General features: G+C 61.6%; 19 protein-coding genes. 17 read left to right on the forward strand and 2 right to left on the reverse strand.

Translation table 11 applies throughout. The features are described from left to right. Window positions 1-68: 68 nt before the first annotated feature. On the reverse strand, window positions 69-1,520 hold the full coding sequence (locus AWB69_RS02835; RefSeq protein WP_062081883.1) for a mannose-1-phosphate guanylyltransferase/mannose-6-phosphate isomerase: 1,452 nt from the start codon (window positions 1,518-1,520) through the stop codon (window positions 69-71). Window positions 1,521-1,842: 322 nt separating this feature from the next. Between AWB69_RS02835 and AWB69_RS02840 the strand changes: the two genes are divergently transcribed. From AWB69_RS02840 to AWB69_RS02870, 7 genes are all read left to right on the forward strand, one after another. Next, window positions 1,843-2,118 (forward strand): hypothetical protein, encoded by a 276-nt coding sequence (locus AWB69_RS02840; protein WP_156528712.1) that lies wholly within the window; start codon window positions 1,843-1,845, stop codon window positions 2,116-2,118. A gap of 62 nt (window positions 2,119-2,180) precedes the next feature. Continuing rightward, the gene (locus tag AWB69_RS02845; protein ID WP_062081887.1) at window positions 2,181-3,365 is read left to right on the forward strand and encodes a glycosyltransferase family 4 protein; all 1,185 of its coding nucleotides are present in this window, start codon (window positions 2,181-2,183) and stop codon (window positions 3,363-3,365) included. A gap of 19 nt (window positions 3,366-3,384) precedes the next feature. Then, window positions 3,385-4,341 (forward strand): UDP-glucose 4-epimerase family protein, encoded by a 957-nt coding sequence (locus AWB69_RS02850; RefSeq protein ID WP_062081890.1) that lies wholly within the window; start codon window positions 3,385-3,387, stop codon window positions 4,339-4,341. Next, the gene (locus AWB69_RS02855; protein ID WP_062081892.1) at window positions 4,338-5,354 is read left to right on the forward strand and encodes an MraY family glycosyltransferase; all 1,017 of its coding nucleotides are present in this window, start codon (window positions 4,338-4,340) and stop codon (window positions 5,352-5,354) included. Before AWB69_RS02850 ends, AWB69_RS02855 begins: the two co-directional genes overlap by 4 nt. Then, the gene (locus tag AWB69_RS02860; protein WP_062081895.1) at window positions 5,344-7,224 is read left to right on the forward strand and encodes a polysaccharide biosynthesis protein; all 1,881 of its coding nucleotides are present in this window, start codon (window positions 5,344-5,346) and stop codon (window positions 7,222-7,224) included. The genes AWB69_RS02855 and AWB69_RS02860 overlap by 11 nt, the downstream gene beginning before the upstream one ends. A gap of 9 nt (window positions 7,225-7,233) precedes the next feature. Beyond that, window positions 7,234-8,265, forward strand: coding sequence for a glycosyltransferase family 9 protein (locus AWB69_RS02865; protein WP_062081897.1), 1,032 nt, complete (start codon window positions 7,234-7,236; stop codon window positions 8,263-8,265). Between the two features lie 359 nt (window positions 8,266-8,624). Beyond that, window positions 8,625-9,596 (forward strand): transposase, encoded by a 972-nt coding sequence (locus AWB69_RS02870; protein WP_062081899.1) that lies wholly within the window; start codon window positions 8,625-8,627, stop codon window positions 9,594-9,596. A gap of 91 nt (window positions 9,597-9,687) precedes the next feature. Here AWB69_RS02870 and AWB69_RS02875 read toward each other — a convergent pair whose 3' ends face one another. Then, on the reverse strand, window positions 9,688-11,193 hold the full coding sequence (locus AWB69_RS02875; protein WP_062081902.1) for a mannose-1-phosphate guanylyltransferase/mannose-6-phosphate isomerase: 1,506 nt from the start codon (window positions 11,191-11,193) through the stop codon (window positions 9,688-9,690). A 514-nt stretch (window positions 11,194-11,707) separates the two neighbouring features. Between AWB69_RS02875 and AWB69_RS02880 the strand changes: the two genes are divergently transcribed. The 10 genes from AWB69_RS02880 to AWB69_RS02925 all read left to right on the forward strand — a co-directional run bounded on the left by AWB69_RS02880 (window position 11,708) and on the right by AWB69_RS02925 (window position 24,839). Beyond that, window positions 11,708-13,078, forward strand: a complete 1,371-nt coding sequence (locus AWB69_RS02880) for an undecaprenyl-phosphate glucose phosphotransferase (protein ID WP_062081905.1) — start codon at window positions 11,708-11,710, stop codon at window positions 13,076-13,078. Between the two features lie 64 nt (window positions 13,079-13,142). Beyond that, complete coding sequence (locus AWB69_RS02885) at window positions 13,143-14,534, forward strand: UDP-glucose dehydrogenase family protein (RefSeq protein ID WP_062081907.1); 1,392 nt, start codon at window positions 13,143-13,145, stop codon at window positions 14,532-14,534. Window positions 14,535-14,672: 138 nt separating this feature from the next. Next, on the forward strand, window positions 14,673-15,128 hold the full coding sequence (locus tag AWB69_RS02890) for a low molecular weight protein-tyrosine-phosphatase (RefSeq protein WP_062081909.1): 456 nt from the start codon (window positions 14,673-14,675) through the stop codon (window positions 15,126-15,128). Continuing rightward, window positions 15,122-16,297, forward strand: coding sequence for a polysaccharide biosynthesis/export family protein (locus AWB69_RS02895; protein ID WP_062081912.1), 1,176 nt, complete (start codon window positions 15,122-15,124; stop codon window positions 16,295-16,297). The genes AWB69_RS02890 and AWB69_RS02895 overlap by 7 nt, the downstream gene beginning before the upstream one ends. Window positions 16,298-16,343: 46 nt before the next feature. Continuing rightward, the gene (locus AWB69_RS02900) at window positions 16,344-18,566 is read left to right on the forward strand and encodes a polysaccharide biosynthesis tyrosine autokinase (RefSeq protein ID WP_156528713.1); all 2,223 of its coding nucleotides are present in this window, start codon (window positions 16,344-16,346) and stop codon (window positions 18,564-18,566) included. A gap of 37 nt (window positions 18,567-18,603) precedes the next feature. Next, window positions 18,604-19,590 (forward strand): glycosyltransferase family 2 protein, encoded by a 987-nt coding sequence (locus tag AWB69_RS02905; protein ID WP_062081979.1) that lies wholly within the window; start codon window positions 18,604-18,606, stop codon window positions 19,588-19,590. A gap of 56 nt (window positions 19,591-19,646) precedes the next feature. Continuing rightward, window positions 19,647-20,813: a glycosyltransferase gene (locus tag AWB69_RS02910; protein ID WP_082913238.1), complete on the forward strand. Its 1,167-nt coding sequence runs from the start codon at window positions 19,647-19,649 to the stop codon at window positions 20,811-20,813. Window positions 20,814-20,816: 3 nt separating this feature from the next. Then, window positions 20,817-22,346, forward strand: a complete 1,530-nt coding sequence (locus AWB69_RS02915; protein ID WP_062081916.1) for a glucose-6-phosphate isomerase — start codon at window positions 20,817-20,819, stop codon at window positions 22,344-22,346. Then, the gene (locus tag AWB69_RS02920; RefSeq protein WP_062081918.1) at window positions 22,343-23,620 is read left to right on the forward strand and encodes a glycosyltransferase family 4 protein; all 1,278 of its coding nucleotides are present in this window, start codon (window positions 22,343-22,345) and stop codon (window positions 23,618-23,620) included. The genes AWB69_RS02915 and AWB69_RS02920 overlap by 4 nt, the downstream gene beginning before the upstream one ends. Before the next feature lie 52 nt (window positions 23,621-23,672). Next, the gene (locus AWB69_RS02925) at window positions 23,673-24,839 is read left to right on the forward strand and encodes a glycosyltransferase family 4 protein (protein ID WP_062081920.1); all 1,167 of its coding nucleotides are present in this window, start codon (window positions 23,673-23,675) and stop codon (window positions 24,837-24,839) included. The last annotated feature ends 205 nt before the right edge of the window (window positions 24,840-25,044 follow it).

Below are 25,044 nucleotides of genomic sequence, written 5' to 3' on the forward strand. Positions count from 1 at the left end.
AAGCGAGCAAAGCGCCCGCCGCGCATTCAACATTCCCTGACGGCGGCGCTGAAAGACGCTACAGACGATCAGGCCGGCACGCGCCCATAAACGTCCTCGAAACGGACGATATCGTCTTCACCCAGATACTCGCCGCATTGCACCTCGATCAGCACGAGATCCATCACGCCCGGATTGATGAGGCGGTGCTTGTGGCCGGCAGGAATGTAGGTGGACTCGTTCGGCTGCAGCGAGATAATCTGCTCGCCGTTGACAATGTCGGCGCAACCGCTCACCACGATCCAGTGCTCGCTACGGTGATGGTGCATCTGCAAGGACAACTGCGCGTTCGGCTTCACCACAATGCGCTTCATCTTGAAGCGATCGCCCTCTTCGAGGACGGTGTACGTGCCCCACGGGCGATGCACCGTCCGATGAAGCCTGAACGCATCGTGATTGACCTTCTTGAGCTTGGCGACGATCTGTTTCACGTCCTGCGCCCGGTCACGCGATGCAATCAGCAGCGCATCGGCGGTGTCCACGACGATCAAATCCTGCACGCCCACGGCACCGATCATGCGGCCGTCTTCGCTGCGGATGAAGCAGTTGTCGACTTCGTACAGCTCCGCCTCGCCATGAATGCGGTTGCCGCGTGCGTCCGGTGCGGTGAGTTCGCTGATGGACAGCCACGAGCCAATGTCGCTCCAGCCCATCTCGCACGGCACCACGTTGACGTTGTCCGAGCGTTCCATCACGGCATAGTCAATGGAGATGTCTTCCGCACGGCTGAATTGCGCGGCATCGAGTTCGACGGTGTAACCGTCTTTCGAGGTACTGCGTTTCGCATCGATAACAGCAGCAACAGCCGGACCCAGCACGGTCGGAGCGTACTTATCGAGCTCGGCGAGCATGGTCTCGGCGGTGAAGCAGAACATGCCGGCGTTCCACAGGTGCCGGCCATCCGCGATGAGTTCCTGAGCCACGGACAATTGCGGCTTCTCCACGAACCGCACGACCTTGTGCACGGCGTCCGCGCCGGCCAGCGGCGCACTTTCGAATTCAATGTAGCCGTAGCCCGTTTCAGGCTTGGTCGGACGGATGCCGAACGTGACAATCCGGCCTTCCTGTGCCGCACGCGCCGCATGTTCCACGGCGGCGCCGAATGCGGCTTCGTCTTCCACGAGCTGGTCTGCGGGCATCACGAGCATGATCGCGTCCGCGCCATGCTGCTGGCGCACGACTTCCGCTGCTACACCGATAGCCGCCGCGGTATTGCGAGCGGACGGTTCCAGGATGAAACCAAGCTGACTGACGTCCGATTTGGCTTCAACGCACTCGTCTTTCGTCAGGAAATACGTTTCGCGATTCGTAACGATGACCACTTCACTGACGTTCGCCACATGCGATGCACGCAGAAACGTCTTTTGCAGCAGGCTCTGCCCATCGGCCAGTTTCAGCAGCGGCTTAGGGAAGGCTTCGCGGGACACCGGCCACAGGCGGGTACCTGCGCCCCCACAAATAATGACGGGAATGATGTTCATTGAACGGCTCGAAAATGACTGAATGGGGGCAGCAAAGGGCCGATTTTAGCGGATTTCAAGACACTGGTGCCCTATTTCGGAACATCTGGTTACTGTTGTTGCAGCAATCGAACCTGCCGCGGCTCGCTCAGGGAGGAGGGTTTTGTTAAGGTGTGCGGGTGACTTCCTGGTGACTTCTATCGCTTGCTGCATAAGCTCGTGAGGGTAGCGGCCGCAGGGTTGCCCGATTGCTGCAAGCACTGTTGGAAAGGTGCTCGCAAGATAAAATCAAGGGCGCAATGTGTTAAATTCGATGGTTGCGTTCGGGGTACGCAAAGCGCGCTTGACCACGGCGGGGGCAAGGTCCTCGCACAGGAAAATCTGTCCAATCGATCACGAAAACAGGGCAGATGAAGCGCGGCGAGTTCAAGGTATCAAAGCGGGCATCAAGGCGGGCATAGATGCGGGCATCGAAGTAGATGCACAGTCCGCTTTGGAGGCGCGTTTCAGTTTCAGCGGTGAGCGCCGGCCAGCTTTGATGGGCTATCTGCCCGGCATGGAACCCGGTTGGAAATCTCGCTTGAAACATATTCGCATGCAACGGTCGACGACGGGCTAAACCGCCATCGCAGACCTCCTTTTGCTTTTTGTTTGTTTACTACGCCAACTAAACGCTAACGCATGAAACTGCTCTTCGATCTCAACTCACTTCGTCCACCAAGGAGCGGCGTCGGCTATTACACGCAGCATCTGCTGGAAGGATTGCGCGATGAGCCGGATGTGCAGGGGCTGGCGGGCTGGGTGGGCGCAGAGTGTTTCGAAGGCGAGCGTCTGCTCGCGCTGATCAATCAACGCGTGGCGTTGCGCAAGGGCGTGCAGTTCAGCGAGGGTATCGCGGCGCAGATGCTGCAGAAGGCGCGCAGCCTGCCCGGTTTATATCGCGGAAGGACTGTTGTGCGGGCAATCAAGTCGCGTGAAGTGCGCGACGACTTCGCCCGCCGGGGGTATGTGTATCACGAGACCAACTTCGTGGCCTCGCGATACAAAGGCCCGACAGTCGTGACCATTCACGACCTGTCGCATCGGCGGCATCCGGAGTTTCATCCGCGGGTGGCGGTGGAATACCTGGATCGCGAGTTGCCAAAGACGCTGCGGCAAGCGCAGGTCGTGATCGCGGACAGTCACTACACGAAGAACGATATCGTCGATATCTACGGCGTGCCTGAATCCAAGGTCGTCACCATTCATCTGGGCGTGGAAGCGGCGTTCCAGCCGTATTCGGCGGAGTCATGCGCCGAGGCGCTCACCGATCTCGGCCTGAAGCATCGCGGATTCGTATTGTCCGTCTGTACGCTGCAGCCGCGCAAGAATCTCCAGCGGCTGGTCGAAGCGTTCGCGCAACTGCCTGCGGAGATGCGCAGCGCCTTTCCGCTTGTGCTGATCGGCGCGGACGGCTGGAAGAATTCCGCGCTGATGCGCGTGATCGAACCGCTCGCGCGTGATGGCCAGGTCGTGGTGCCCGGCTACGTGCCGCGGGCAAATTTACTGAAACTGTATGCATCGGCGGCATTGTTTGCCTATCCGTCGTTATTCGAGGGATTCGGCCTGCCCGTCGCCGAAGCCATGGCGAGCGGCGTGCCCGTGCTGACGTCGAACCTGACTTCGTTGCCCGAAGTATCGGCCGGGGCGGCGTGGGAGGTGGACCCGTATTCCATCGGTGACATCGCGGCCGGCATGGAGCGCCTGCTCGGCGATCCGGCTCTGCGCGACGAACTGATCGCCAAGGGTTTGCGGCGGGCCGCCGACCTGACCTGGGAGGCAACCGTGGCCCAGACGTGCGCGGTATATCGCGGACTGTCGGCATGAAGCTGTGGAGATCGCTGTCATGCGAGTAATCGTCACCGGGGCCAACGGTTTCGTGGGCCGCGCGACCTGCGCAGCGCTCTGCGATGCGGGCCACGATGTGACCGCGCTCGTGCGCCGGCCGGGCGGCTGCAAGTCGTTGGACCGTGGGCGCCTGCACGAACAAGTGATCGCCGACGATAACTTCGCCAGTCTCACCGCTTTGCCTGCTGCCGACGTGCTGATTCATCTTGCCGCGCGTGTCCATGTGATGAAGGACAGCGCCGGCGATCCGCTCGGCGAGTATCGTGCGGTCAATGTGGAGGGCTCGCTGAACGTGGCGCGTGCGGCGTTGCGCGCGGGCGTGAAGCGGCTGGTTTTTGTAAGCAGCATCAAGGCTTTGGGTGAGGGCGAACCGGGCAGGCCGTGGCGCGAGGATGATCCGCCAGCGCCTGCAGATCCTTACGGCATTACAAAGCTCGAAGCCGAACGGGCGCTTGCGGGTTTCGGCCGCGAGCAGGGGATGGAGATCGTGGTGCTCCGTCCGCCGCTGGTTTATGGCCCGGGAGTGCGAGCTAATTTCGAACAACTGTTGCGAGCGGTGGAACGCGGTATCCCCTTGCCGCTTGGTGCTATCGATGCCCGCCGCAGCATGGTCTACGTGGGTAATCTCGCCGATGCCATCCGTTTCGTGGCGACGCGCTCCGAGCCGACCAACGGCGTGTTCCACGTCACTGACGGCGACGATCTCAGCGTCGCGCAGATGATCCGGGCGTTGGCACAAGCCTTCAATAAGCCCGCGCGGCTGTTGCCCGTACCCGCTTCATGGTTGCGTGCAGCGGGCGCAGTGACGGGGCGCGCGGCCCAGATCGATCGCCTGACAAGCCCGCTGCGCATGGACAGCGCGCGCCTGCGGACTGGCCTGGGATGGACGCCGCCTGCAACGGTGGCCGAAGGCATCGCCCGGACGGTGCGTGCATTCCAGGAGGCGCGCCGATGACATCGCTGACGCCAATGCCGATGCTGTTGTTCTTCGCGGCCGGAATCGCGTGCGTGGTGAGCGCTGGGATCTTGCTTCTGCTATTGCGTACCGGCTGGGCTTGGGACATTGCGGTCGATATCCCGAACCACCGGTCGCTGCACGTGCGTCCCGTGCCGCGTGTGGGCGGCTGGGGGGTCATGCCGGCCACGCTGCTCGCCGTCGCATTGTGCGCACCGTCCTTTGGCTGGATCGCGCTGGGGGCATTGTTGCTGGCCATCGTGTCCCAGATCGATGACCGGCGAGGCTTGCCGGCCCGCGTGCGCTTCGCCGCGCATCTGATCGCGGTGGCTGCTGCCGTCGCGTGGAGTGCGGTGGATATTTCCTGGTGGCTTGCGCTGCTTGCGGTCGTGGCGCTCGTCTGGGTGGTCAATCTTTACAATTTCATGGACGGTTCAGACGGTCTTGCGGGCGGCATGGCCGTGTTCGGTTTTGGTTTTTATGCTGTTGCAGCGCTGGTTTTCCAGCCAACGCTCGCAGTGGCCGCGGCGGCGGTAGCCGGCGCAGGATTTGGCTTCTTGATTTTTAATCACCATCCGGCCAAGATATTCCTCGGCGATGCCGGTTCGATCCCGCTTGGTTTCCTGGCAGGGGCGCTGGGCTTCTGGGGTTGGCAGCACGGCGTCTGGCCGATCTGGTTCCCTGCGCTGGTGTTTGCGCCTTTCGTCGTCGACGCCACCGTGACCCTGACGCGCCGTCTCGCGCGGGGCGAGAAAGTATGGCTGGCGCATCGCGAGCATTATTATCAGCGTCTGGTGAGACTGACTGAAAGCCACGTCCGCGTGGCTATGGCGTATTACTTGCTCATGTTGGGCAGCGGTTGCGTTGCGCTCATAGCACTTCGCGTGCCGCTCACGGGTCAATGGACCTTGTTCGGGGCGTGGTACGTTGTTCTGGCCTTGGTTGGCTGGCAGATCGACCGCCGTTGGCGGCAATTCATCCTCACTCAAGGTAACGGTAACGATGCGAATTAAGCCTTCGTGGCTCTCGATTGCGGCATTCGGCTTCGACCTCGTAGCGGTTGCCGTGGCGTGGCTCGCAGCGTATGCGCTGCGCTTCAATGGCTCGGTTCCTGACGATTTCTGGCACGGCGGCATCAACGCGCTGGTGTGGGTCGTCGTGATCTACGGGGTGATGTTCCGAATCTTCGGGCTGTATCGCGGCATGTGGGTGTTTGCCAGCTTGCCCGACCTGATGCGGATTTCCAAGGCGGTGATCAGCGGTGCGTTGATCGTGATGATCGGTGCAGCGATGCTTCAGCCCTTGCCCATCATTCCCCGTTCCGTGCTGATCGTGTCGCCTTTGCTGCTCTTCATGGCAACGGGCGGTTCGCGGGCGCTCTACAGGGCGATCAAGGAGTTCTATCTCTACGGCGGCTTGATTGGCAAGGGTAAGCCGGTGATCGTGCTTGGCGCGGGCACGGCCGGTGCGAACCTCGTGCGCGAGCTGGCACGTTCAAGCGAATGGCGTCTGGTCGGTCTGCTCGATGACGATCCCGCCAAACGCGGTCGCGAAATCCTCGGCCACAAAGTCCTTGGGTCGATCAGCGAACTGCCGCTGTGGGCGGAACAACTCAAGGCCGATACGGCGATCATCGCGATTCCGTCGGCATCGGTGGATGCGCAGCGGCGTGTGGCGACCATGTGCGTTCGTGCCGGCGTGAAGGCTATGGTCCTGCCCGCGCTCACCGTGCTGACGCAAGGTCAGGCATTTCTCTCCCGGGTTCGCCAGATCGACCTGGAAGACTTGCTTGGCCGCGAGCCGGTGAAGATCGACATGCCGCACGTCGAAGCGTTGTTGCATGGGCGCGTGGTGATGGTCACGGGGGCGGGCGGTTCGATCGGTTCGGAATTGTGCAGGCAGATCCTGCGCTTCTCGCCGGCGCAACTGGTGGCCTACGACCTGAGCGAATACGCGATGTATCTGCTCATCGAAGAATTGCATGAGCGGTTTCCGGATCTGTCGGTGATCCCGGTTATTGGCGATGCGAAGGATTCGCTGCTGCTCGATCAGACCATGTCGCGCTTCGCACCGCATATTGTGTTTCACGCGGCCGCCTATAAGCACGTTCCGTTGATGGAAGAGCAGAACGCATGGGCAGCAGTGCGCAACAACGTGCTGGGCACGCTGCGCGTGGCGCGAGCGGCGATCCGTCATCAGGTCAGCCATTTCGTGCTGATCTCCACCGATAAAGCCGTCAATCCGACCAACGTGATGGGCGCGAGCAAGCGCCTGGCCGAGATGGCCTGCCAGGCGTTGCAGCAGACCGCGCCGCGCACGCAGTTCGAGACAGTGAGATTTGGCAATGTGCTGGGCAGCGCGGGCAGCGTGATCCCGAAGTTCCAGCAGCAGATTGCGAAGGGCGGGCCGGTGACGGTGACGCATCCGGAAATAACGCGCTTCTTCATGACGATTCCCGAAGCGGCGCAACTGGTGTTGCAGGCGTCGAGCATGGGCCGTGGCGGCGAGATCTTTATCCTGGATATGGGTGAGCCGGTAAGGATCGTGGATCTGGCGCGAGATCTGATCCGGTTGTACGGATTCACGGAGGAGCAGATCCGGATCGTGTTCACGGGCTTGCGGCCGGGCGAAAAGCTGTACGAAGAGTTGCTTGCGGATGACGAAACGACCACCCGCACGCCGCATCCGAAACTGCGGATCGCCCAGGCGCGCGAAGTGCCGAATCATTTCCTCGATGAATTGCTGCCGTGGCTGATGCAGCATCGCGTGCTGGCTGACGATGAAGTGCGGCGTGACTTGCGTCGCTGGGTGCCGGAGTATCAGACGACCATGCCGCCTGTGTTGCAAAGCGTCCAGCCGCTGCGCCTGGGCTCGACGAACTGATCGCCGCGGATGCTGCTGGACGCTGCTTGCGCGTTGACGAATCCAGGCTCGTTGCTCTCGCCGCATGGCGAGATCGTGGCGCCCTACGATCTGGAAGTATCCAATAGCGCTGCCGAGGGTTATCGCGCCCTCGGTCTTTCAAACGGCATTTGCAATGCCGCTATGGCTGAATTCAATCCCGATTACGCCGCGGTGTCGCGCGTACACGTGATTAATGGCATGGGTGTGACATTGGGTGATTCCGTTATCGGCCTGACCGCACTTACTGCCATCAAGACACGATTCCCGCACATTACCTTCACGATTTATCGACCGGTTCATACGCCCGGCTATGTAAAGCGTCTTTACGAACTGGCCGCACCGCTATTGGGTTCCATCGTCGATTTGCCGGTGAAGCTCGGCACCATTCCTTACGCCGAATTACGCATTGACTTAGGCAATCATTTGTTTTGGCCGAAATTCACCTCGCTGCCGATGATCGATTTTTTTCTCGACGCAATGGGGATAAAGGCCGACGAAGTCCCGGGGACAGACAAACGCAATCATTGGCTGCAGCAATTGGCGCTGCCACGGCCTCAGGCGCTCAAGGGCGACTATGTATTGTTGTGCCCGACCGCAAGCACACCCGTGCGCAGTATTCCGGTGTCTGTGCGCAAGGACTTCGCGGAAGCCCTATGGCAGCGCTACAGGCTCCCCGTAGCGGGCTTTGGCGCCATAGATCATCCGCTTTACACGGACCTCTCCCCGCACGCCCCTGACACGGCCGATTTCCTTGCGTGGATCAAGCACGCCGCCTATCTGGCGGCCCCGGACACAGCCGCCATTCATATTGCTGCGGGGTTCGATATCCCGACAACGGCGTTTTTTACAACCATCGCGCCAGATTTACGCGCGCGGGACTATCCGCACTGCAAGCCTGTTTCCTTACCGGTTCCTGAATTGGAGGGCATACAAGCCAGTAACCGGGCGCCGGACGTGGAGTTGATAGAGCGCGCTTATCGCACGTTAAAGATTGACGCTGATTTTTATGGATTTGCTTAACTGCCGCGCCTAATACTTCAATCGATAAATCGGAATAAATTACTCGAAAGTGTAAGAATTATTTCTTCTAAGACATGCTTAAAATCTACTGCTTTGTCATATTCGGGCAAACCATTAGGGTGGTATGCTTCCTGCAATAATCTTCATACGCAAGTGCCAGGCTGGGTTGTGCGCCGCTTTGGAACCCGTTTTGCACCAGCTAGCGGATTTGATGCAGATTACATGCACCATCTTGTGGTTTTTGGCAAACGTTTGCGAACACCCCGAATTTCTTGATTCATCCGTTTTGCGGGCAGAAGGCACGCCCGCTACGCTTGGTTCAACATTCGCAGCTCAGTCCGGCTGCATGGAGCAACGCAATGTTTTTTGACGAACTCAGTAATGAAGAGTGGGCACTGGTTGCCGCCCTCGTGACCGAAGGTGAAGTCCGCGAACACCGGCGCGGCCGTCCGCGTGCGCACCCGCGCACGATCGTGAATGCCGTGCTGTGGATTCTCACCACCGGCGAAACCTGGTCGAAGCTGCCCAGTCACTATCCGACCGTGCCCACCTGTCGCCGCCGTTTCAACGACTGGCAAATGAACGGCACGCTGATCGAAATGGTGACTCGGCTCGCAGCGCGCGGGCGTTCCTTCGCGATCGTGCCGTCCGCGCCAACCGAAGCCCCGCCGCGCCCGGCGCAGGCCACCTACGAGTGCGATCGCCTGCGTGGCGTGTTCTGGCAGAACCCGGAGTCATGGGGCGGTCCTGACGGAAACAGCGCAAACGCGGTGGATGCGCTGTTCGCTGCCGTCCCGCGCCGCCTCGCGGAAGCGCACGACGTTGCGCGCGCGAATGCGCCAACGCCGTTGTCGCCAGGCAGGGCGGCCCTGCTCACCACGGCTTCGCGTTCGCTGCAGCGCGAGCCGTCAGGTGCTCGGCCCCATTCGTCCGATCCCTTGCCAATGGCCTTCGAGCCCGACTGCGCCCCCGTGCATGACGGTCACGGTTACGCCATCTACGCCATTGCGCGGCCGGTTGCCGGCAACATGTTTCGCGGCTGGGCCGAGATCGTGAAGGACGGCCGCCGGGTGGAGCGCTCAGGTCTGATCGGTCCGCGCTACGAGAACCCGCGGGAAGCGGCGGATTACGCGCTCGAGTGGTCCCGCAGATGGATCGCGGCGCAATCCACGCGCATGACCCATCCCGTGCAAACCACCTCGGACGCGCCTCATCGCGTTGCGTCCGTTGCCAACGCGTCCAGCCACGCCCAGAACAATCTGCAACGTGAACTCGCCGCAGCGGTGCCGGAACGTGTCGAAGTCCGGCGCTACGCAGACGTACAAGGCTGACTCGGAACACTTTGCAGGACCGGTCAGGTCTCCCGGGTTTGACTCGACATGCTGTGCGGCGCACCTGAATCACGCGCCGCACAGCATTTTTCTATTGCCGGCCGTACTTGTCGTCGAAACGGACAATATCGTCTTCGCCCAGATACGTGCCCGACTGCACCTCGATCATCTCAAGCGGCATCTTGCCCGGGTTCTCGAGCCGGTGTTGCACGCCGATCGGAATGTAAGTGGACTCGTTTTCCGCAAGAATGAACGTCTCGGTGCCGCGCGTGACGAGCGCCGTGCCGCGCACCACGACCCAGTGTTCCGCGCGGTGATGATGCATCTGCAATGACAACCGCGCACCCGGTTTCACCACGATCCGCTTGACCTGGAAGCGCTCGCCGTTGTCGATGGAATCGTAATGGCCCCACGGCCGATGCACCTTGCGATGATCCGCTGCTTCCTTGCCTTGCTCCGCCTTGATGCGCCCGACGATCGCCTTCACGTCCTGCACGCACTCCTTGTTCGCGACCAGAATGGCATCCGCCGTTTCCACGACCACCAGGTTATGCGTTCCCACGCACGCGATCAGCCGGCCCTCGGAATGTGCATACGTGGATGACGCCCCCTGGAACATCACGCGGCCACGCGCGACATTTTCTTCGCCGTCCTTCGGCAGGATCTTCCAGATCGCGTCCCACGAGCCCACGTCCGACCAGCCCGCGTTCAGCGGCACGACAGCACCGGAGCAGACGCTCTGGTCGCTGGCAAGCTGCTCCATGACGGCATAGTCGATAGAGTCCGACGGCGAGGCGGCGAACGCCTGTTTGTCGAGGCGGAAGAACTCGCCGTCGTGCGTGCCGGCGTCGCAGGCGGCGCGGCAGGCAGCGTAGATAGCAGGCTGGAAGTGCTCGATGGCCTTGAGCCACACCGAAGCGCGCACGATAAAAATGCCCGCGTTCCACCAGTACTCGCCGGAGCTCACGTACTGGCGTGCGAGTTCCAGATGCGGTTTCTCGACGAACTTCTCGAGTGGCCATGCACCCGAGCCGAGCATCTGCTGTCCGACCTTGATGTAGCCGTAGCCCGTTTCGGCATGTGTCGGCACGATACACAGGGTGACGATAGCGCCGTCCTGCGCGCACTTCGCGCCTGCACCGATCGTCTTGTGAAATGCTTCGCTATCCGTAACAACATGATCCGCCGGCATCACCACGAGGATGGCGTCCTCGCCGGCCGCCATCGCGTGCATGGCAGCCACGGTCAGCGCGGGCGCCGTATTGCGCGCAACCGGTTCAAGCACGAGATGCGCGCGCCGGCCGCCGGCCCGCAACTGGTCGGCGGTCGTAAAGCGATGATCTTCGCCGCACACGATGATGGCGTCGTCGATACGCGCGGTGCCGTAGGTCAGGCCGTCGAGGCGTTGTGCGGTGGATTGCAGCAGCGACTGGTCACCGATCAAACCAATCAGCTGCTTGGGGAAGTGCTCGCGTGACATGGGCCACAGGCGTGTGCCAGCACCTCCGGCCAGGATGACCGGCTGGATCCTGAGCCTGGTTTCAGTTGCCGCGGGCGTGAGTGGAGTGCTGATAATTGTTGTATCGAGAGCGGTCATGACGAGGGAGCTCCTTGAGCTTGATCGGGTATTACAATTTTGAACACGTAGTAAATAGCTGTTAAATCAAAAAACCAAAAAATAATCACTCAATATACTCAGCGCGGCATCTTGGTAATTAAACGTAAGGAAAATGAGCGGCTGAATTTTTTTCTTACTTTTCCGTAATTTTTTCTCGAAAATTAATTGCTTAAAATTCGGTCTGCCGCCCTGAGCCATAAGGCCGGGACGGATGTGTTACATCCTGAAAAAAATTCGCCAATGCGTCGTATCCGCAGTGCCCGTAGGCTTCTAGAGCCGCTTCGTGACAAAAATAAATCGGCGAAAAAACGCGAATTAACCTGCGCATTATTTTGCGGTTGCAGCATGAATTTAATTCCCGCCTTATACGGGTATGTACCAAGGCGATCAGTGCTCTTGTTTCTCCGCCTTTGCTTGTGCGTTTGCCCCAGGCGAATGCGTGAAGCTGAAGCAAGACCCGAGCAGACCGTGTCTTCCACCCGAGGTGTCTTACATGTTGAGCGTGCTTTCGAGAATGATCGACATTGCAATGGTGGCGCTGGGCGCGCTGCTGGCCGCGTGGCTGCACGCGGGAAATGCCGTCTGGCTCGACGACATGCAAAGCACGCTGCTCGCGTTCAATTGCGTGCTGGTGATCATGACGTTCCCGTCGTTCGGGATATACAAGTCGTGGCGCGGCAAGCCCGTGTACGACCTGCTGTGGCGCGTGACGCTGGCGTGGTTGATGGTGGAAGGGGCTGGCGTGCTGCTGACGTTCAGCGTGCATCGGGCAGACTTGTTGTCGCGCTTATGGCTGTTGTATTGGGGAGCGGCAGCCGCCGCCTTGCTGATGCTTTCAAAGGCCGTTGTGCACGCCACGCTCAAGTCGATCCGTCGCGAAGGTTTCAACCAGAAGGCGGTCGCCATTGTCGGTGCGGCGCCTTACGGGCAGTTCCTGATCGAGCAGATGCGCAGCCGTCCCGAGGCAGGTTTCAGCCCGGTCTATGTGTTCGATGAAACCTTCCCGGAAGGCACGCTTGCGGGCGTACCGGTGAGCCGCGATCTGGGCGATCTCACGCTGCTCGTGCGTGGCCGTGCGATTCGCGAGTTATGGCTGGCCCTGCCGATCTCGCAGGAACGGACCATCAACAAGCTCGTCACGGAGTTCCGCGACGACTTCGTGAATATCCGCTTCATTCCGGATGTGCGCAGCCTGTCGTTCTTCAACCACGCGGTGGTCGATCTGCTGGGTGTGCCGGCGATCAACCTGGCCGCGTCGCCGATCACGGACCTCAAGGTGTTGCCCAAGCGGGTGTTCGACCGCCTGTTTGCCGCAAGCGTGCTGCTGGGCCTGGCGCCGTTGCTGATCGTGCTCGCGGTGGCCGTGAAGATGTCCTCGCCGGGGCCGGTGTTCTTCAAGCAGAAGCGCAAGGGCATAGACGGTTACGAGTTCGAGATCTACAAGTTTCGTTCCATGAGGGTTCACAAGGAAACTGCCGGTCACGTCACCCAGGCGAAGAAGGGCGACAAGCGGGTGACGCGCGTAGGAGCGTTCCTGCGCCGCACGAGCCTGGACGAGTTGCCGCAGTTCATCAATGTGCTCAGGGGCGAGATGTCGGTGGTCGGTCCGCGTCCTCACGCGCTTGAACACGACGACATCTACAAGGATCTCGTGAAGGGCTACATGTACCGGTATCGCATCAAACCGGGTATCACCGGCTGGGCGCAAGTGAATGGTTTTCGCGGCGAGACCGACCGCATCGAAAAGATGATGGGGCGCGTGAAACTCGACCTGTACTACATGCAGCACTGGACTTTTGGACTCGACATGAAGATTGTCGCCATGACTTTGTGGAAGGGCTTCGCCGGTGTGAATGCTTATTAAGAATGCTTACCAACACCCCAGCCAAGAATGTTTTGAATAATTTGCCAACCCTGGAGCGCGAGCTATGAAACTCACCATCATCGGTAGCGGCTATGTAGGCCTCGTGACGGGCGCGTGTCTGGCCGATATCGGTAACGACGTGCTGTGCCTCGATCTCGACGAACGCAAGATCGCCATCCTGAACGGCGGCGGCGTGCCGATCCACGAGCCGGGCCTGCAGGAGGTCATTGCGCGCAATCGCGCGGCAGGACGCCTCAACTTTTCCACCGATGTCCAGGCTGCGGTCGAACACGGCGAAGTGCTGTTCATTGCGGTGGGCACACCCTCCGACGAGGACGGTTCCGCCGACCTGCAATACGTGCTTGCGGCGGCGCGCGACATCGGCCGTTATATGAACAACTTCAAGGTGATCGTCGATAAATCCACGGTGCCGGTCGGCACGGCGCGCCGTGTGAAGGCGGTGATCGATCAGGAACTCGCGGCCCGTGGTGTCCAGCACATGTTCTCCGTGGTCTCGAACCCCGAGTTCCTGAAGGAAGGCGCGGCGATTGACGACTTCACGCGGCCCGACCGGATCGTGCTGGGCTGCGACGACGACGTCCCTGGCGAACGCGCGCGCGAACGCATGAAGAGACTGTATTCGCCGTTCAACCGCAATCACGAACGCACGCTTTACATGGACGTGCGCTCGGCGGAATTCACCAAGTACGCAGCCAACGCCATGCTCGCCACGCGGATTTCGTTCATGAACGAACTCGCGAATTTCGCGGATCGCGTGGGTGCGGATATTGAAGCGGTGCGTCGCGGTATTGGCTCTGACCCGCGCATTGGCTACGACTTTCTGTATGCGGGTTGCGGTTATGGCGGCTCGTGCTTTCCGAAGGACGTGCGTTCCTTGATCCAGACGGCGGGTGAGTACGACGAGCAGATGGAAATCCTGAAGGCGGTGACCTCGGTGAACGAGGCGCAGAAACAGACCCTCGCCAACAAGATCGTGGCGCGCCTGGGTGACGATCTGCGCGGCAAGAAATTCGCGTTGTGGGGCCTCGCCTTCAAGCCGAACACCGACGACATGCGCGACGCTCCCAGCCGTGTGCTGATCGCGGCGCTGCTTGAACGCGGCGCGTCGATCAGCGCCTACGACCCGGTCGCGACCGACGAAGCACGCCGCGTGATCGCGCTCGATCTGCGTGAAACGCCTGCGCTGCTCGCTCGCCTCACGTACGCGAACGACCACACCGAAGCACTCGACAACGCGGACGCGCTGATCATTGTGACGGAGTGGAAGGTGTTCAAGAGCCCGGACTTCGACGGCATGAAACGCCGCCTGAAGACCCCGCTGATCTTCGACGGCCGCAACCTCTACGAGCCGGAAACCATGAACGAGATCGGCGTGGAGTATCACGCAATAGGACGTGGTGTAAGGCAAGCGGTGAAGTCACCGGTCGCGGTCTGAGCCGGTTTCAAGGCAAAGCAAGGCAACGCCAGCGACATGGCGGGCCATTGAAAAATATCGACACACCCAGGCGCTGCGAGCGCGGCTTCGGTTGAAGGACCCGATGCCGCGAGCGCGCCGCTTTAACGGATACAACCCATGTTTCGAAGCGTCCTGATTGTCTGTCATGCGAACGTCTGCCGAAGCCCTGCCGCGGAAATGCTGTTCCGCGCATACGCCGGCAAGTTAGCGGAGCAAGACGCAAGACGCCCGATCGAATTTCGCTCCGCCGGTCTCTTTGCCAAAGAAGGCCGCAACATCGATCCAACGATGTACCGCTTGCTGGCGGAGCGTGATGTCGATCCATCGGGACACTCTGCGCGCCGGCTCGACGAGTCCATGGCGCGCGCAGCCGAGTTGATTCTCGTGCCTGAAAGAAAGCAGATTGCCGCGATTGAACAGATGGCGCCGCACACACGCGGCAAGGTGCATCTGCTTGGCAAGTGGGAAGACTCTGAAGTGGCCGATCCGTACGGCGGCCACGAAGTTGCCTATCGCGAGAGCTTCGGGCTTATTGAACGTCTGGTCCAGGGATGGCTGAATAAAATATGGTGAACCGGTCTCTAGCTTTATCTGTTTCCGTGGTCTTTTCGCTGGCGACTTTTTTGTCGGCTTGTGGCGTCTTGCCAGGTTACAACCTGAACACGTCGCGCCTGAACGATACCGACCCCGCGCCGACCGCGACCTATCCCGTGCACCTGATCACGGCGGACGTGATCATGCAGCAAAACCGGCCGGGTCCGGCAGCGCTGCTGCCGCCCGCGCGTTTCGCGGACCCGGCGCAATACGTGTATCGCGTGGCGCCGCAGGATGTTCTCGGCATCACGATCTGGGATCACCCGGAACTGACCACGCAGCAGGGGCAGACCTTGTCGGCGGGTGGCAACACCACGCAAACGGTCGCCGGCGCGCTCGCGCAGCCGTACACCACCGCGTTGCCCGGGCAGGCCGATCCGTTCGGGCAGACCGTCTCGCCCGACGGCACGATCTACTTCCCGTTCGTCGGCAAGATCCGCGTGGCGGGCAAGACCGCGGGCGAGATTCGCGACCAGCTCGCAGCGGGCTTGTCGCCTTACCTGAAGAAACCGCAAGTCGACGTTCGTGTACTTGCCTACCGCAGTCAGAAAGTCTCAGTGACGGGTGAAGTGAAGACCCCCGGGCCGCTCGCCATGAGCGATGTGCCGCTCACGCTGGTCGATGCAATCACGCGTTCGGGCGGTACGAACGCCGATGCCGACCTGCAGCGCGTGCGTCTCACGCGCAACGGCAAGCTCTATGAACTCGACGCGGACGGCGTGCTCGACCGGGGCGAGATATCGCAGAACGTGATGCTGCAATCGGGCGATATCGTCAACGTGCCGGACCGGACCGACAGCCGCGTGTTCGTGATGGGTGAAGTCAAGACGCCGCTGCCTGTCTCGATGCTGAAGGGCCGCCTGACGATCGCCGACGCACTGACGCAAGCCGGCGGCGTCCTGGATACGGACGCGAATGCGCGGCAGATCTATGTGGTGCGCGGCACGCGCGAGAAGCCGGGGTCACCGGACATCTACAGGCTGGACCTGACGCAGCCGGATTCGCTGCTGCTGTCCACGCAATTCCAGCTTCACCCGCTCGACGTGGTGTACGTGGGCACGGCCGGTGCGGTCCAGTTCAACCGGATGGTCAACCAGGTCCTGCCGACCTTGCAGACACTCTTCTACCTGAAGGAACTGACGCGATGAACGCTTTCCAGATCGTCAAATGCTTCAAACCAACCGGGATTGAATCGTGAGCACGCCAGCACATTCCTATCAGGGCAAGACCGAAGAAGAGGACGTCGTCCTTGGGCAACTGCTGCAGGTGGTCCTCGACGACATCTGGTGGCTGATCGGCACCGCGGCGTTCATCGTGCTCGCCGCGGCCGCGTACTGCTACGTTGCGAAGCCGGTGTATTCCGCCGATGCGCACGTACGCGTCGAGCAGTCCGACAACACGTCGCAAGCGCTCACGCAGACGCAGACAGGCGCCGCGATCGGCAATTCGTCGGGCGCGCTGCCGACCGACGCCGAGATCGAGATCATCAAGAGCCGTGGCGTGGTTGCGCCGGTCGTCGCGCAGTGCAAGCTCAACTTCTCGGTGAGCCCGATGACCGTCCCGGTGCTCGGCAGCATTGCTGAGCGGCTCGCGACGTCGGGCAAGCCTGCGAAGCCGTGGCTTGGTATGACGTCGTATGCGTGGGGCGGCGAGCAGGCCACGGTCGATTCAATCGACGTGGTCCAGTCGCTGGAAGGCGTGAAGCTGACCATGACGGCGCTCGGCAACGACCGCTATTCGCTGGCGACGCCCCAAGGCGTGCCGCTGCTCGAAGGCCGTGTGGGTGAGATGGCGAAGGGCAATGGCGTCAGTATCGATGTCACAAGACTGGTGGCGCGTCCCGGCACGCGGTTCGTGGTGATCCGCGCGAATGACCTCGATGCCATCGCCGCGTTTCAGTCGGGCATTACGGTCGTGGAGCAAGGCAAGTCGACGGGCGTGATCCAGATCTCGCTCGAGAACGGCGACCCGGCGCGTGCGGCGGAAATTGCGAATGCGCTGGCCGATTCGTATCTGCACCAGCACATTGAAAGCAAGCAGGCCGACGCGGAAAAAATGCTCGCGTTCCTGAAGAGCGAACAACCGCGGCTGAAGGGTGATCTTGAGCATGCCGAAGCCGCGCTGACGGAATACCAGAGCAAGTCCGGTTCGATCAACGCAAGCGACGAAGCGAAGGTTTATCTCGAAGGCAGCATCACCTACGAAGCGCAGATCTCGTCATTGAAACTGCAGATCGCCACGTTGAACCAGCGCTTTGAAGCCAACCATCCGGCGCTCATCACCGCGCAGCAGCAGCTTAGCCAACTGGAAGGGGAACGCGCGCGTTTCAGCGAGCGTTTCAAGAATCTTCCGGCATCCGAAGTCAAGGCGGTATCGCTGCAACGTGATGCGAAGGTGGCCGAAGACATCTATGTGCTGCTGCTCAATCGCGTGCAGGAACTGTCCGTGCAGAAGGCCGGGACGGGCGGCAACGTGCATATTGTCGATGCCGCGCTGCGACCGGGTGCGCCGATCAAGCCGAAGAAATTCCTGATCATGTCGGCGGCCGTGATTCTCGGCCTGATCCTTGGAACCGGCCTCGTGTTCCTGCGCCGCGCCATGTTCAAGGGCATCGTGGACCCGGACAAGGTCGAGCGCCTGGCGGGCTTGCCGTTGATCGGCCTCGTGCCCATGAGCACGGAACAGGTGAAGCTGGATGCGGAAGCGAAGCGCACGGAGCGTGATCGCGACCGGATTGCGCCAATCCTCGCGACCATGCGTCCGAACGATGTCTGCGTGGAAATCATGCGTAGCCTGCGCACGTCGCTGCAGTTCACGCTGATGGAAGCACGCAATCACACGGTGATGCTGACGGGCCCGGCATCGGGTGTCGGCAAGAGCTTTCTTGCGGTGAACCTTGCCGTGTTGCTCGCGGCGTCAGGCAAGAAAGTCCTCTTGATCGACGCCGACATGCGGCGTGGCAAGCTGGAACGTTCGTTTGGTCTGGAGCGTGCGAATGGCCTGGCGGAATTGCTTGCCGGCACGATCGGACTCGAGCAGGCCATCCGCACCACGCGTACGCCGTTCCTCAGTTTCATGCCTGCCGGCAAGCGTCCGGAGAATCCTTCGGAGCTGCTGATGTCGCCGCGCCTGCAGCAATATCTCGATGGCCTGGGGCGCGTGTACGACGTCGTTTTCATCGATACCCCGCCGGTGCTCGCCGTCACGGACGCGTCGATTATCGGCAAGCTTGCGGGAACGAACTTCCTCGTGATGCGCTCGGGTGCGCACAACGAAATGGAGATCTCCGATGCAATCCGGCGCCTGCGCTCGGCGGGCATTCCGCTGCACGGGGCAATCATGAACGGCATGCCGGCACGTTCGCGTGGCTATAACCGCGGACACTATGCAGCGGTCGAAGACTACCTGAATGTTTGAACGCCAAGCGGAGCGCCGCATGACCTCGACCTCGACCCTGACAATCTCCGTGATGATGCCGACGTATCGCCGTCCCGCCGACCTGAAGCGTTGCCTTGACGCGTTGCGCGCGCAGGCGCGTCCGGCGGACGAAGTGCTGGTCGTCGCGCGTCCCGAAGACGACGCGACGCATCGCGCGCTTGCAGACGAGCTGGCCGCGAACAATCCGTTTGAATTGCGCGTGATCGAGACGGGGTTGGGCGGGCAGGTCGCCGCGCTTAATCGCGGGCTTGATGCGGCGCGCAGTGACATCATCGCGATCACTGACGACGACGCCGCGCCGCGTGTCGACTGGCTGGCGCGGATTGATGAAGCCTTCAGCAACGACCAGACGCTTGGCGCGCTCGGCGGCCGTGACTGGGTGTTCGAGCGCGGTGCGCTGCTTGACGGCGAGCGCTCGGAAGTCGGCGTGATTCGTCGCACCGGCAAGATCTGCGGCAACCATCATCTGGGTGTGGGCGCACCGCGAACGGTCTCGCTGCTGAAGGGCGCGAACATGATTTACCGGCGCTCGGCGGTGGGCGGATTGCGCTTTGATACGCGTCTGCGCGGCAAGGGCGCGCAGCCTTGCAATGACCTCTCGTTTAGCTTGAGCGTGCGGCGCACGGGCTGGAAGATGGTCTACGACCCGCGCGTGGCGGTCGATCATTTCCCCGCCGAACGTTTCGACGACAACGGTCGCGACGCGCAAACGCTGGGCGCGCTTGCGGACACCGCATACAACCTGCATCTGGTATTGCGCGAGCATCTCGGTCCGGTCGCGCGGCATGTGGCGTGGTACTGGTACGCCGCCATTGGCACCCGTGCAATGCCCGGCTTCGCGCATGCGCTGCTTGCCCTTGCACGCACTCGCGACGCGGCCTGCTGGACGCGTTACCGCGCCATGCGCAAAGGTGCACAGGACGCTCGCCGCGACGCACAGCACGTGCCTGCAGCCTACGCACTCGCCATGCGCGGCCGCAACGACGGCGCGAAAGCCGCATGAGCCGCGTAGCGCGGGTCCGGAGCTCACAAGATCATGGCGACGTGGAGGTTTCCCGTATGCAAGCGACCAAGGTTCACGTGCATTTGTTCTACGGCACAGACCCGCGGTTTTACCGCAAGGGGGAGAACATCGGCTGCCTGTACGGCTATCACCATGCGGAGTCCCCTGAACTAACACTGACGTATTCGCGCGACGAGCCCGAGAACAAATTCGTGCGGCTCGCGCGGCGTGGACTGAAGGCGGCGCTTGGCTTCGACTTCATCCATACGTGGCGCAACCGCGAGGAAATTCTCGACGCCGATGTCGTCTGGACGCATACCGAGGCCGAGCATTTGTCGGCGGCGTTGTTGCTGCTTTTGAAGGGCCGGGCTCGCGGCAATCCCATGTTGCTCGCGCAAAGCGTATGGCTCGTCGACAAGTGGGCAGGTTTCGGTGCGCTCAGGAAGTGGCTGTACAGGAAGCTGCTCGCCCGTGCCGATGTGCTGACCACGCACGCGAGCGAGAACGCGCAAATGGCGCGTGAATATTTCAAGCGCGATGTGACGCAGGTGTTCTACGGTATCAACCCGCTCGATTTTCCGCTGGAGGAGCCGACCTCCTGGCAGCCGCATACGCCGGTGCGAATTGCTGCAATCGGCAACGATCGTGATCGTGACTGGGAGTCGCTGGTCCGGGCGTTCCGGCAGAACCCGGCGCATGAAGTGCGGATCGCGACGCGTCGGCGGGTATCGAAAGCGCTGCATGCGAGCAACGTGAAGATCGCGCCGGCAGTCGGCCTGAAAGCGGCGCGTGAACTGTACGACTGGGCCGACGTGATCGTGGTGCCGCTGCGCCCGAACTCGCACGTCTCGGGCATAACGGTCGTGCTCGAAGCGGTGGCGCTGGGCAAACCGGTGATCGTCTCCGATGTCGGGTCCCTGCGCGATTACTTCGGACCTGAGCATGTGTTTTATGTGCCGCCGCACGACGTGCCCGCATTGCAGCACGCGCTCGACGCGATAGTCTCCAATCCCGCGCTTGCACTGCAACGCGCGCAGGCGGCGAGCCGTCACTTCGCCGCGCGTGACTACACGACGCGCCAGTTCGCGCTTCAGCATGTGCGCCTCACGCAGGAGTTCATGAGGACGTGGCACATGGACATACCGGCGCGCCCATCAGAAACCGCACGGCATGCCGAGCTTGGCGAGCTTGGCAATGTCGCGCCTCAACGCCGGGTGAACTGATCCATGAGCACACCGGCCGCAGCGCGTACGCCGAAGTATCTGGCTGATCTGATCGAGAACGGCGGCAAGCCCTTGCGCGCGGGTTTTCTCGGCCTGTTCCGCGACGACCCAAAACACTGGGTGCCGCAAACCGGGTTCTGGATATTCACGCTGCTGCTCATCCTCGCGCATCAGGGCACGGCGCTGACATACGGGTTCCCGGTCATGTCCACCGCTGTCGGCCTATGGCTGTACTTCAAGAGTCCCGCGCGTTACATCAGCTTCGTCTGGTGGCAGTGGTTTCTCGGTCCCGAAGTGCGCAGGCTGGCGGATTTTTCGAAGGGCGGTTTCACCGCCACCAGCCTGATCCAGGTCGCGCCCGTGGTCGTGACCATGATCTGCGCGTTGACTGTGGTTCGGCATTATCGTGTGCTGGCTGAGCGGCGCGGCCTGCCGTTCCTCCTGATCTTCATGGGCCTCGCCTATGCGTACCTGATCGGCGTGATGTCCAACGGCCCGATGGCGGCCACCTACGACCTCGCGGCGTGGCTGTATCCGGTGCTGATCGGCTTTCACATCATGGTCCATGCCCGCGAGTATCCGAAGTACCGCCAGGCGATTCTCGACACGTTCATCTGGGGCATGCTGTTCATGGGCGGCTACGGTCTCGTGCAGTTCTTCCTGATGCCGGCCTGGGACGCCATGTGGATGATCGGTTCGCAGATGGCTTCCCAAGGCGACCCGGTCCGGCTCGGCGTGCGCGTATTCAGCACCATGAATTCATCGGGTCCGTTCGCGCTCGCCATGATGGCGGCGCTCACCTTCACCATGGCCGGCACGCAAAGCGTGCGCTGGGTCGCCGGGGGTGTGGGATTCATCTCGTTCGGCCTGTGCATGGTACGCTCGACCTGGGGCGGCTGGGTCATCGCGATGGTGCTGCAGCTCATCAAGGCAAGCAACAAGGTGCGGGTGCGGATCCTGGTCGGCGCAGTGGTGCTGGCGGGACTGTCCGTGCCGCTGCTGACCTTCGGGCCGATTGCCGACAAGATGGCGACGCGCCTGCAGTCCATCACCAATCTCAGCGATGACAACAGCTATGCCGCGCGCAACGAGTTCTACGCGTCATTTGCGAAGACCGCCTTCACGGACGTCTCCGGCGAAGGATTCGGCGCTACCGGTTCGTCGACGAAACTCTCCACCTCCAACGGGGATCTGGGCAAATACGGCAGCTTCGACAGCGGTGTGATGAACGTGCCGTTCGTCCTCGGCTGGCCCGGTTCGCTCATGTACCTGGCCGGGCTGGGGTTGCTGCTCACACGCGCATTCCGTGCTTCGTTTTCACTGCGCGACGACAAATATGCGCAGGCGTCCTTAAGCGTTGCGTTCGCGATTGTCGGCATGCTGGTGTTCACCAATACCTTTACGTCGATTGGCGGAATGATCCTTTACATGGGCCTTTGCTCGGTCCTCGCGGCGCGCCACCACCAGCAACTCGGGCGCCGCCGCGCGCAGGCGCTCTTCGAACGCTCCCTCCCTGAAAAGGCACTCCGATGAGAATCGCCATCGTCACTCATGTCGTGCGTCATAACGACGGACAAGGCCGCGTGAACTACGAGATCGCGCGCGCTGCATTGGCGGAAGGCCATCAGGTCACGCTGCTGGCGTCGCACGTTGCGCCGGAACTTGCTTCGGAAGCGCGTTTGCAATGGGTCGCGATCAAGGTCGGGCGTTTCTGGCCGACCAAGCTTTTCAAGCAGCAGGTCTTCGCGCTGAAGACGGCGTTGTGGCTCAGGACGCACAAGAAGGAATATGACGTCCTGCATGTGAACGGCTTCATATCGTGGGCCAAAGCCGACGTGAATACCGCCCACTTCGTGCATGGCGGCTGGCTGCGCAGTCCGTACTATCCGTTCAAGCTCACGGGTGGTTTGTGGTCCGCTTACCAGGTGTTGTATAGCCGCGTGAACGCGCGGCTTGAACACTGGGCGTATCAACGCTCGAAGATCATCGCCGCGGTGTCGGAGAAAGTGGCTGTCGAGATTCGCGCGAACGGTGTGGCGGGGGAGCGTATCGAGGTGGTTTATAACGGCGTGGATACCAGCGCGTTCAGGGCGGCCAGGGTGGTGGGGGGCGACAGGAAATCATTCGGACTGCGAGACGATACCTGCCTGCTGCTGTTTGTCGGCGACCTGCGCACGCCGCGCAAGAACCTGGACACGGTGCTAAAGGCGCTGGTGCAGCTTCCTGCCCATGTTCATCTGGCGGTGGCCGGTTATATCCCGGGCAGTCCTTATCCCGATGAAGCCAGGGCGCTGGGCATTGCGGATCGCGTGCATTTCCTGGGGCTGGTGAAGAACATGCCCACGCTGATGCATTCCGTCGATGCGTTCGTTTTTCCGTCGCGTTACGAAGCAATGAGCCTCTCGCTGCTGGAAGCGCTCGCGGCGGGTCTGCCGGTCATTACGGCAAAGACTGCCGGCGGGGCGGAGATTATCGGCACGGATTGCGGCATTGTGCTCGACGATCCCGACGACGCCGCCGCGCTCGCGGGCGCGATCTCGAAGCTTGATGAAGCACCCGAACTGCGTCGCGAGATGGGCGAAGCTGCGCGCCTGCTGGCGGACCAATTTGGCTGGGCGCGGATGGCGCGGCGGTATCTGGATCTGTATCGCGGTTTTGCGAATCAGGCTGGCGCAGCCGCGTCCGGTGAAGCGCAGTCGGAGGGCGGGGTGACCAAGGCGGCGGCGCTGACGAAGAGCGCGGCGATCAGTGCCCGCCATGCCGTGCTGCCTGGCATGGCGAACGAATCACCCGCATCGCCGGTATGAGCAATTCGACGGTTGTCGTTATCCATCAACAAATCAGATCGGGGTCGTGGACATGAGCACGCAAGCCATCAAGTCGCTGCAAATTGGAATGCACTGGTTCCCCGAGCGCGCGGGCGGTCTGGACCGGATGTATCACACGTTGGTCGGTGCGTTGCCGGGTGCGGGGGTTACGGTGCGCGGCGTGGTCGCGGGATCGGCGCGAGTGGCGGCCGACACGGAAGGGGCCATTCGCGGCTTCGGTCCGGCGGCGCAGTCCTTGCCGCGACGCTTGATGGCAGCACGCCGGGCGTTGCGGGCGTCGTTGAGCCGTGAGCGGCCCGACGTGGTCTCGTCGCATTTCGCGCTTTACACCTTCCCGGGCCTCGATGTCACCCGCGGCATTCCGCAGGTCTCGCACTTCCAGGGGCCGTGGGCGGATGAGAGCCATGTCGAAGGCGCCGACTCCATTGGCCAGCGGACCAAGCGTTTGCTTGAGCAGCGGGTGTATGCGCGTTCGTCGCGGCTGATCGTATTGTCGGAGGCGTTCGGGGAGATCCTGCAGTCGCGTTATGCCATTCCTGCTGACCGGATTCGCGTGGTGCCGGGCTGTGTCGATGTTTCGCAGTTCAATCTGCCGCTGAGCCGTTCCGATGCCCGTCGCCGGCTTCAGTTGCCGCAGGACCGGCCCGTCGTGCTTGCGGTGCGGCGGCTGGTCAGGCGGATGGGGCTTGAAGATCTGATCGAAGCGATGAAGCGTGTGAAGTCCAAACAACGGGACGTTTTGCTGTTGATCGCGGGGAAGGGGCGTCTTGCCGAGGAATTGCAGGCGCGCATTACCGAAGCCGGTCTTGATGACAACGTTCGACTGCTTGGATTTGTGCCTGACCGGCATCTGGCGGCGCTGTATCGTGCCGCGGATGTGAGTATTGTGCCGACGGTCGCGCTGGAGGGTTTTGGGTTGATTACGGTGGAGTCGCTTGCTTCGGGGACGCCGGTGCTGGTCACGCCGGTGGGCGGGTTGCCGGAGGCGGTTGCGCCTTTATCAGCAAATCTTGTCCTGCCGTCGACGGGCGTGGATGCCATTGCAGATGGCTTGATCGCTGCGCTGAATGGATCGCTGAAATTACCGACGGAGCAGGAGTGCCGGATCTACGCGCGCGAAAACTTCGATACGCCGGTGATCGCCAAACGCGTGGCCGCGGTTTATAGCGAAGCAATTGATGCCGGCGTGGTGCATTAATTTTTCAAGCGTACCCCGGGGTGCTGTCCGGCCGTGAAAGCACTCCGGGGCGTCTGCTTGACGGCCAAATCCGGATCACCAGGAACCTCTTCCAGCGCTGTCCGCAAACGGTCCTCTCAAGCGGAACTCCTCGAAACCGTCGTAATATCCCATTTTGGGCCCGTAAAAAAGCCGGATACCTGGCACGTGCGGGCCGGAATGGGGC

The sequence above is a fragment of the Caballeronia udeis genome (assembly GCF_001544555.2).
Lineage (GTDB): Bacteria > Pseudomonadota > Gammaproteobacteria > Burkholderiales > Burkholderiaceae > Caballeronia > Caballeronia udeis.

What these genes read in the sequence shown, in the direction of transcription:
- AWB69_RS02875 (WP_062081902.1), bottom strand. Translation starts at nt 11,193, where the DNA reads ATGACCGCTCTCGATACAACAATTATCAGCACTCCACTCACGCCCGCG.
- AWB69_RS02845 (WP_062081887.1), top strand. Translation starts at nt 2,181, where the DNA reads ATGAAACTGCTCTTCGATCTCAACTCACTTCGTCCACCAAGGAGCGGC.
- AWB69_RS02885 (WP_062081907.1), top strand. Translation starts at nt 13,143, where the DNA reads ATGAAACTCACCATCATCGGTAGCGGCTATGTAGGCCTCGTGACGGGC.
- AWB69_RS02890 (WP_062081909.1), top strand. Translation starts at nt 14,673, where the DNA reads ATGTTTCGAAGCGTCCTGATTGTCTGTCATGCGAACGTCTGCCGAAGC.
- AWB69_RS02880 (WP_062081905.1), top strand. Translation starts at nt 11,708, where the DNA reads ATGTTGAGCGTGCTTTCGAGAATGATCGACATTGCAATGGTGGCGCTG.
- AWB69_RS02895 (WP_062081912.1), top strand. Translation starts at nt 15,122, where the DNA reads ATGGTGAACCGGTCTCTAGCTTTATCTGTTTCCGTGGTCTTTTCGCTG.
- AWB69_RS02910 (WP_082913238.1), top strand. Translation starts at nt 19,647, where the DNA reads ATGCAAGCGACCAAGGTTCACGTGCATTTGTTCTACGGCACAGACCCG.
- AWB69_RS02835 (WP_062081883.1), bottom strand. Translation starts at nt 1,520, where the DNA reads ATGAACATCATTCCCGTCATTATTTGTGGGGGCGCAGGTACCCGCCTG.
- AWB69_RS02860 (WP_062081895.1), top strand. Translation starts at nt 5,344, where the DNA reads ATGCGAATTAAGCCTTCGTGGCTCTCGATTGCGGCATTCGGCTTCGAC.
- AWB69_RS02920 (WP_062081918.1), top strand. Translation starts at nt 22,343, where the DNA reads ATGAGAATCGCCATCGTCACTCATGTCGTGCGTCATAACGACGGACAA.
- AWB69_RS02925 (WP_062081920.1), top strand. Translation starts at nt 23,673, where the DNA reads ATGAGCACGCAAGCCATCAAGTCGCTGCAAATTGGAATGCACTGGTTC.
- AWB69_RS02865 (WP_062081897.1), top strand. Translation starts at nt 7,234, where the DNA reads ATGCTGCTGGACGCTGCTTGCGCGTTGACGAATCCAGGCTCGTTGCTC.
- AWB69_RS02870 (WP_062081899.1), top strand. Translation starts at nt 8,625, where the DNA reads ATGTTTTTTGACGAACTCAGTAATGAAGAGTGGGCACTGGTTGCCGCC.
- AWB69_RS02915 (WP_062081916.1), top strand. Translation starts at nt 20,817, where the DNA reads ATGAGCACACCGGCCGCAGCGCGTACGCCGAAGTATCTGGCTGATCTG.
- AWB69_RS02855 (WP_062081892.1), top strand. Translation starts at nt 4,338, where the DNA reads ATGACATCGCTGACGCCAATGCCGATGCTGTTGTTCTTCGCGGCCGGA.
- AWB69_RS02850 (WP_062081890.1), top strand. Translation starts at nt 3,385, where the DNA reads ATGCGAGTAATCGTCACCGGGGCCAACGGTTTCGTGGGCCGCGCGACC.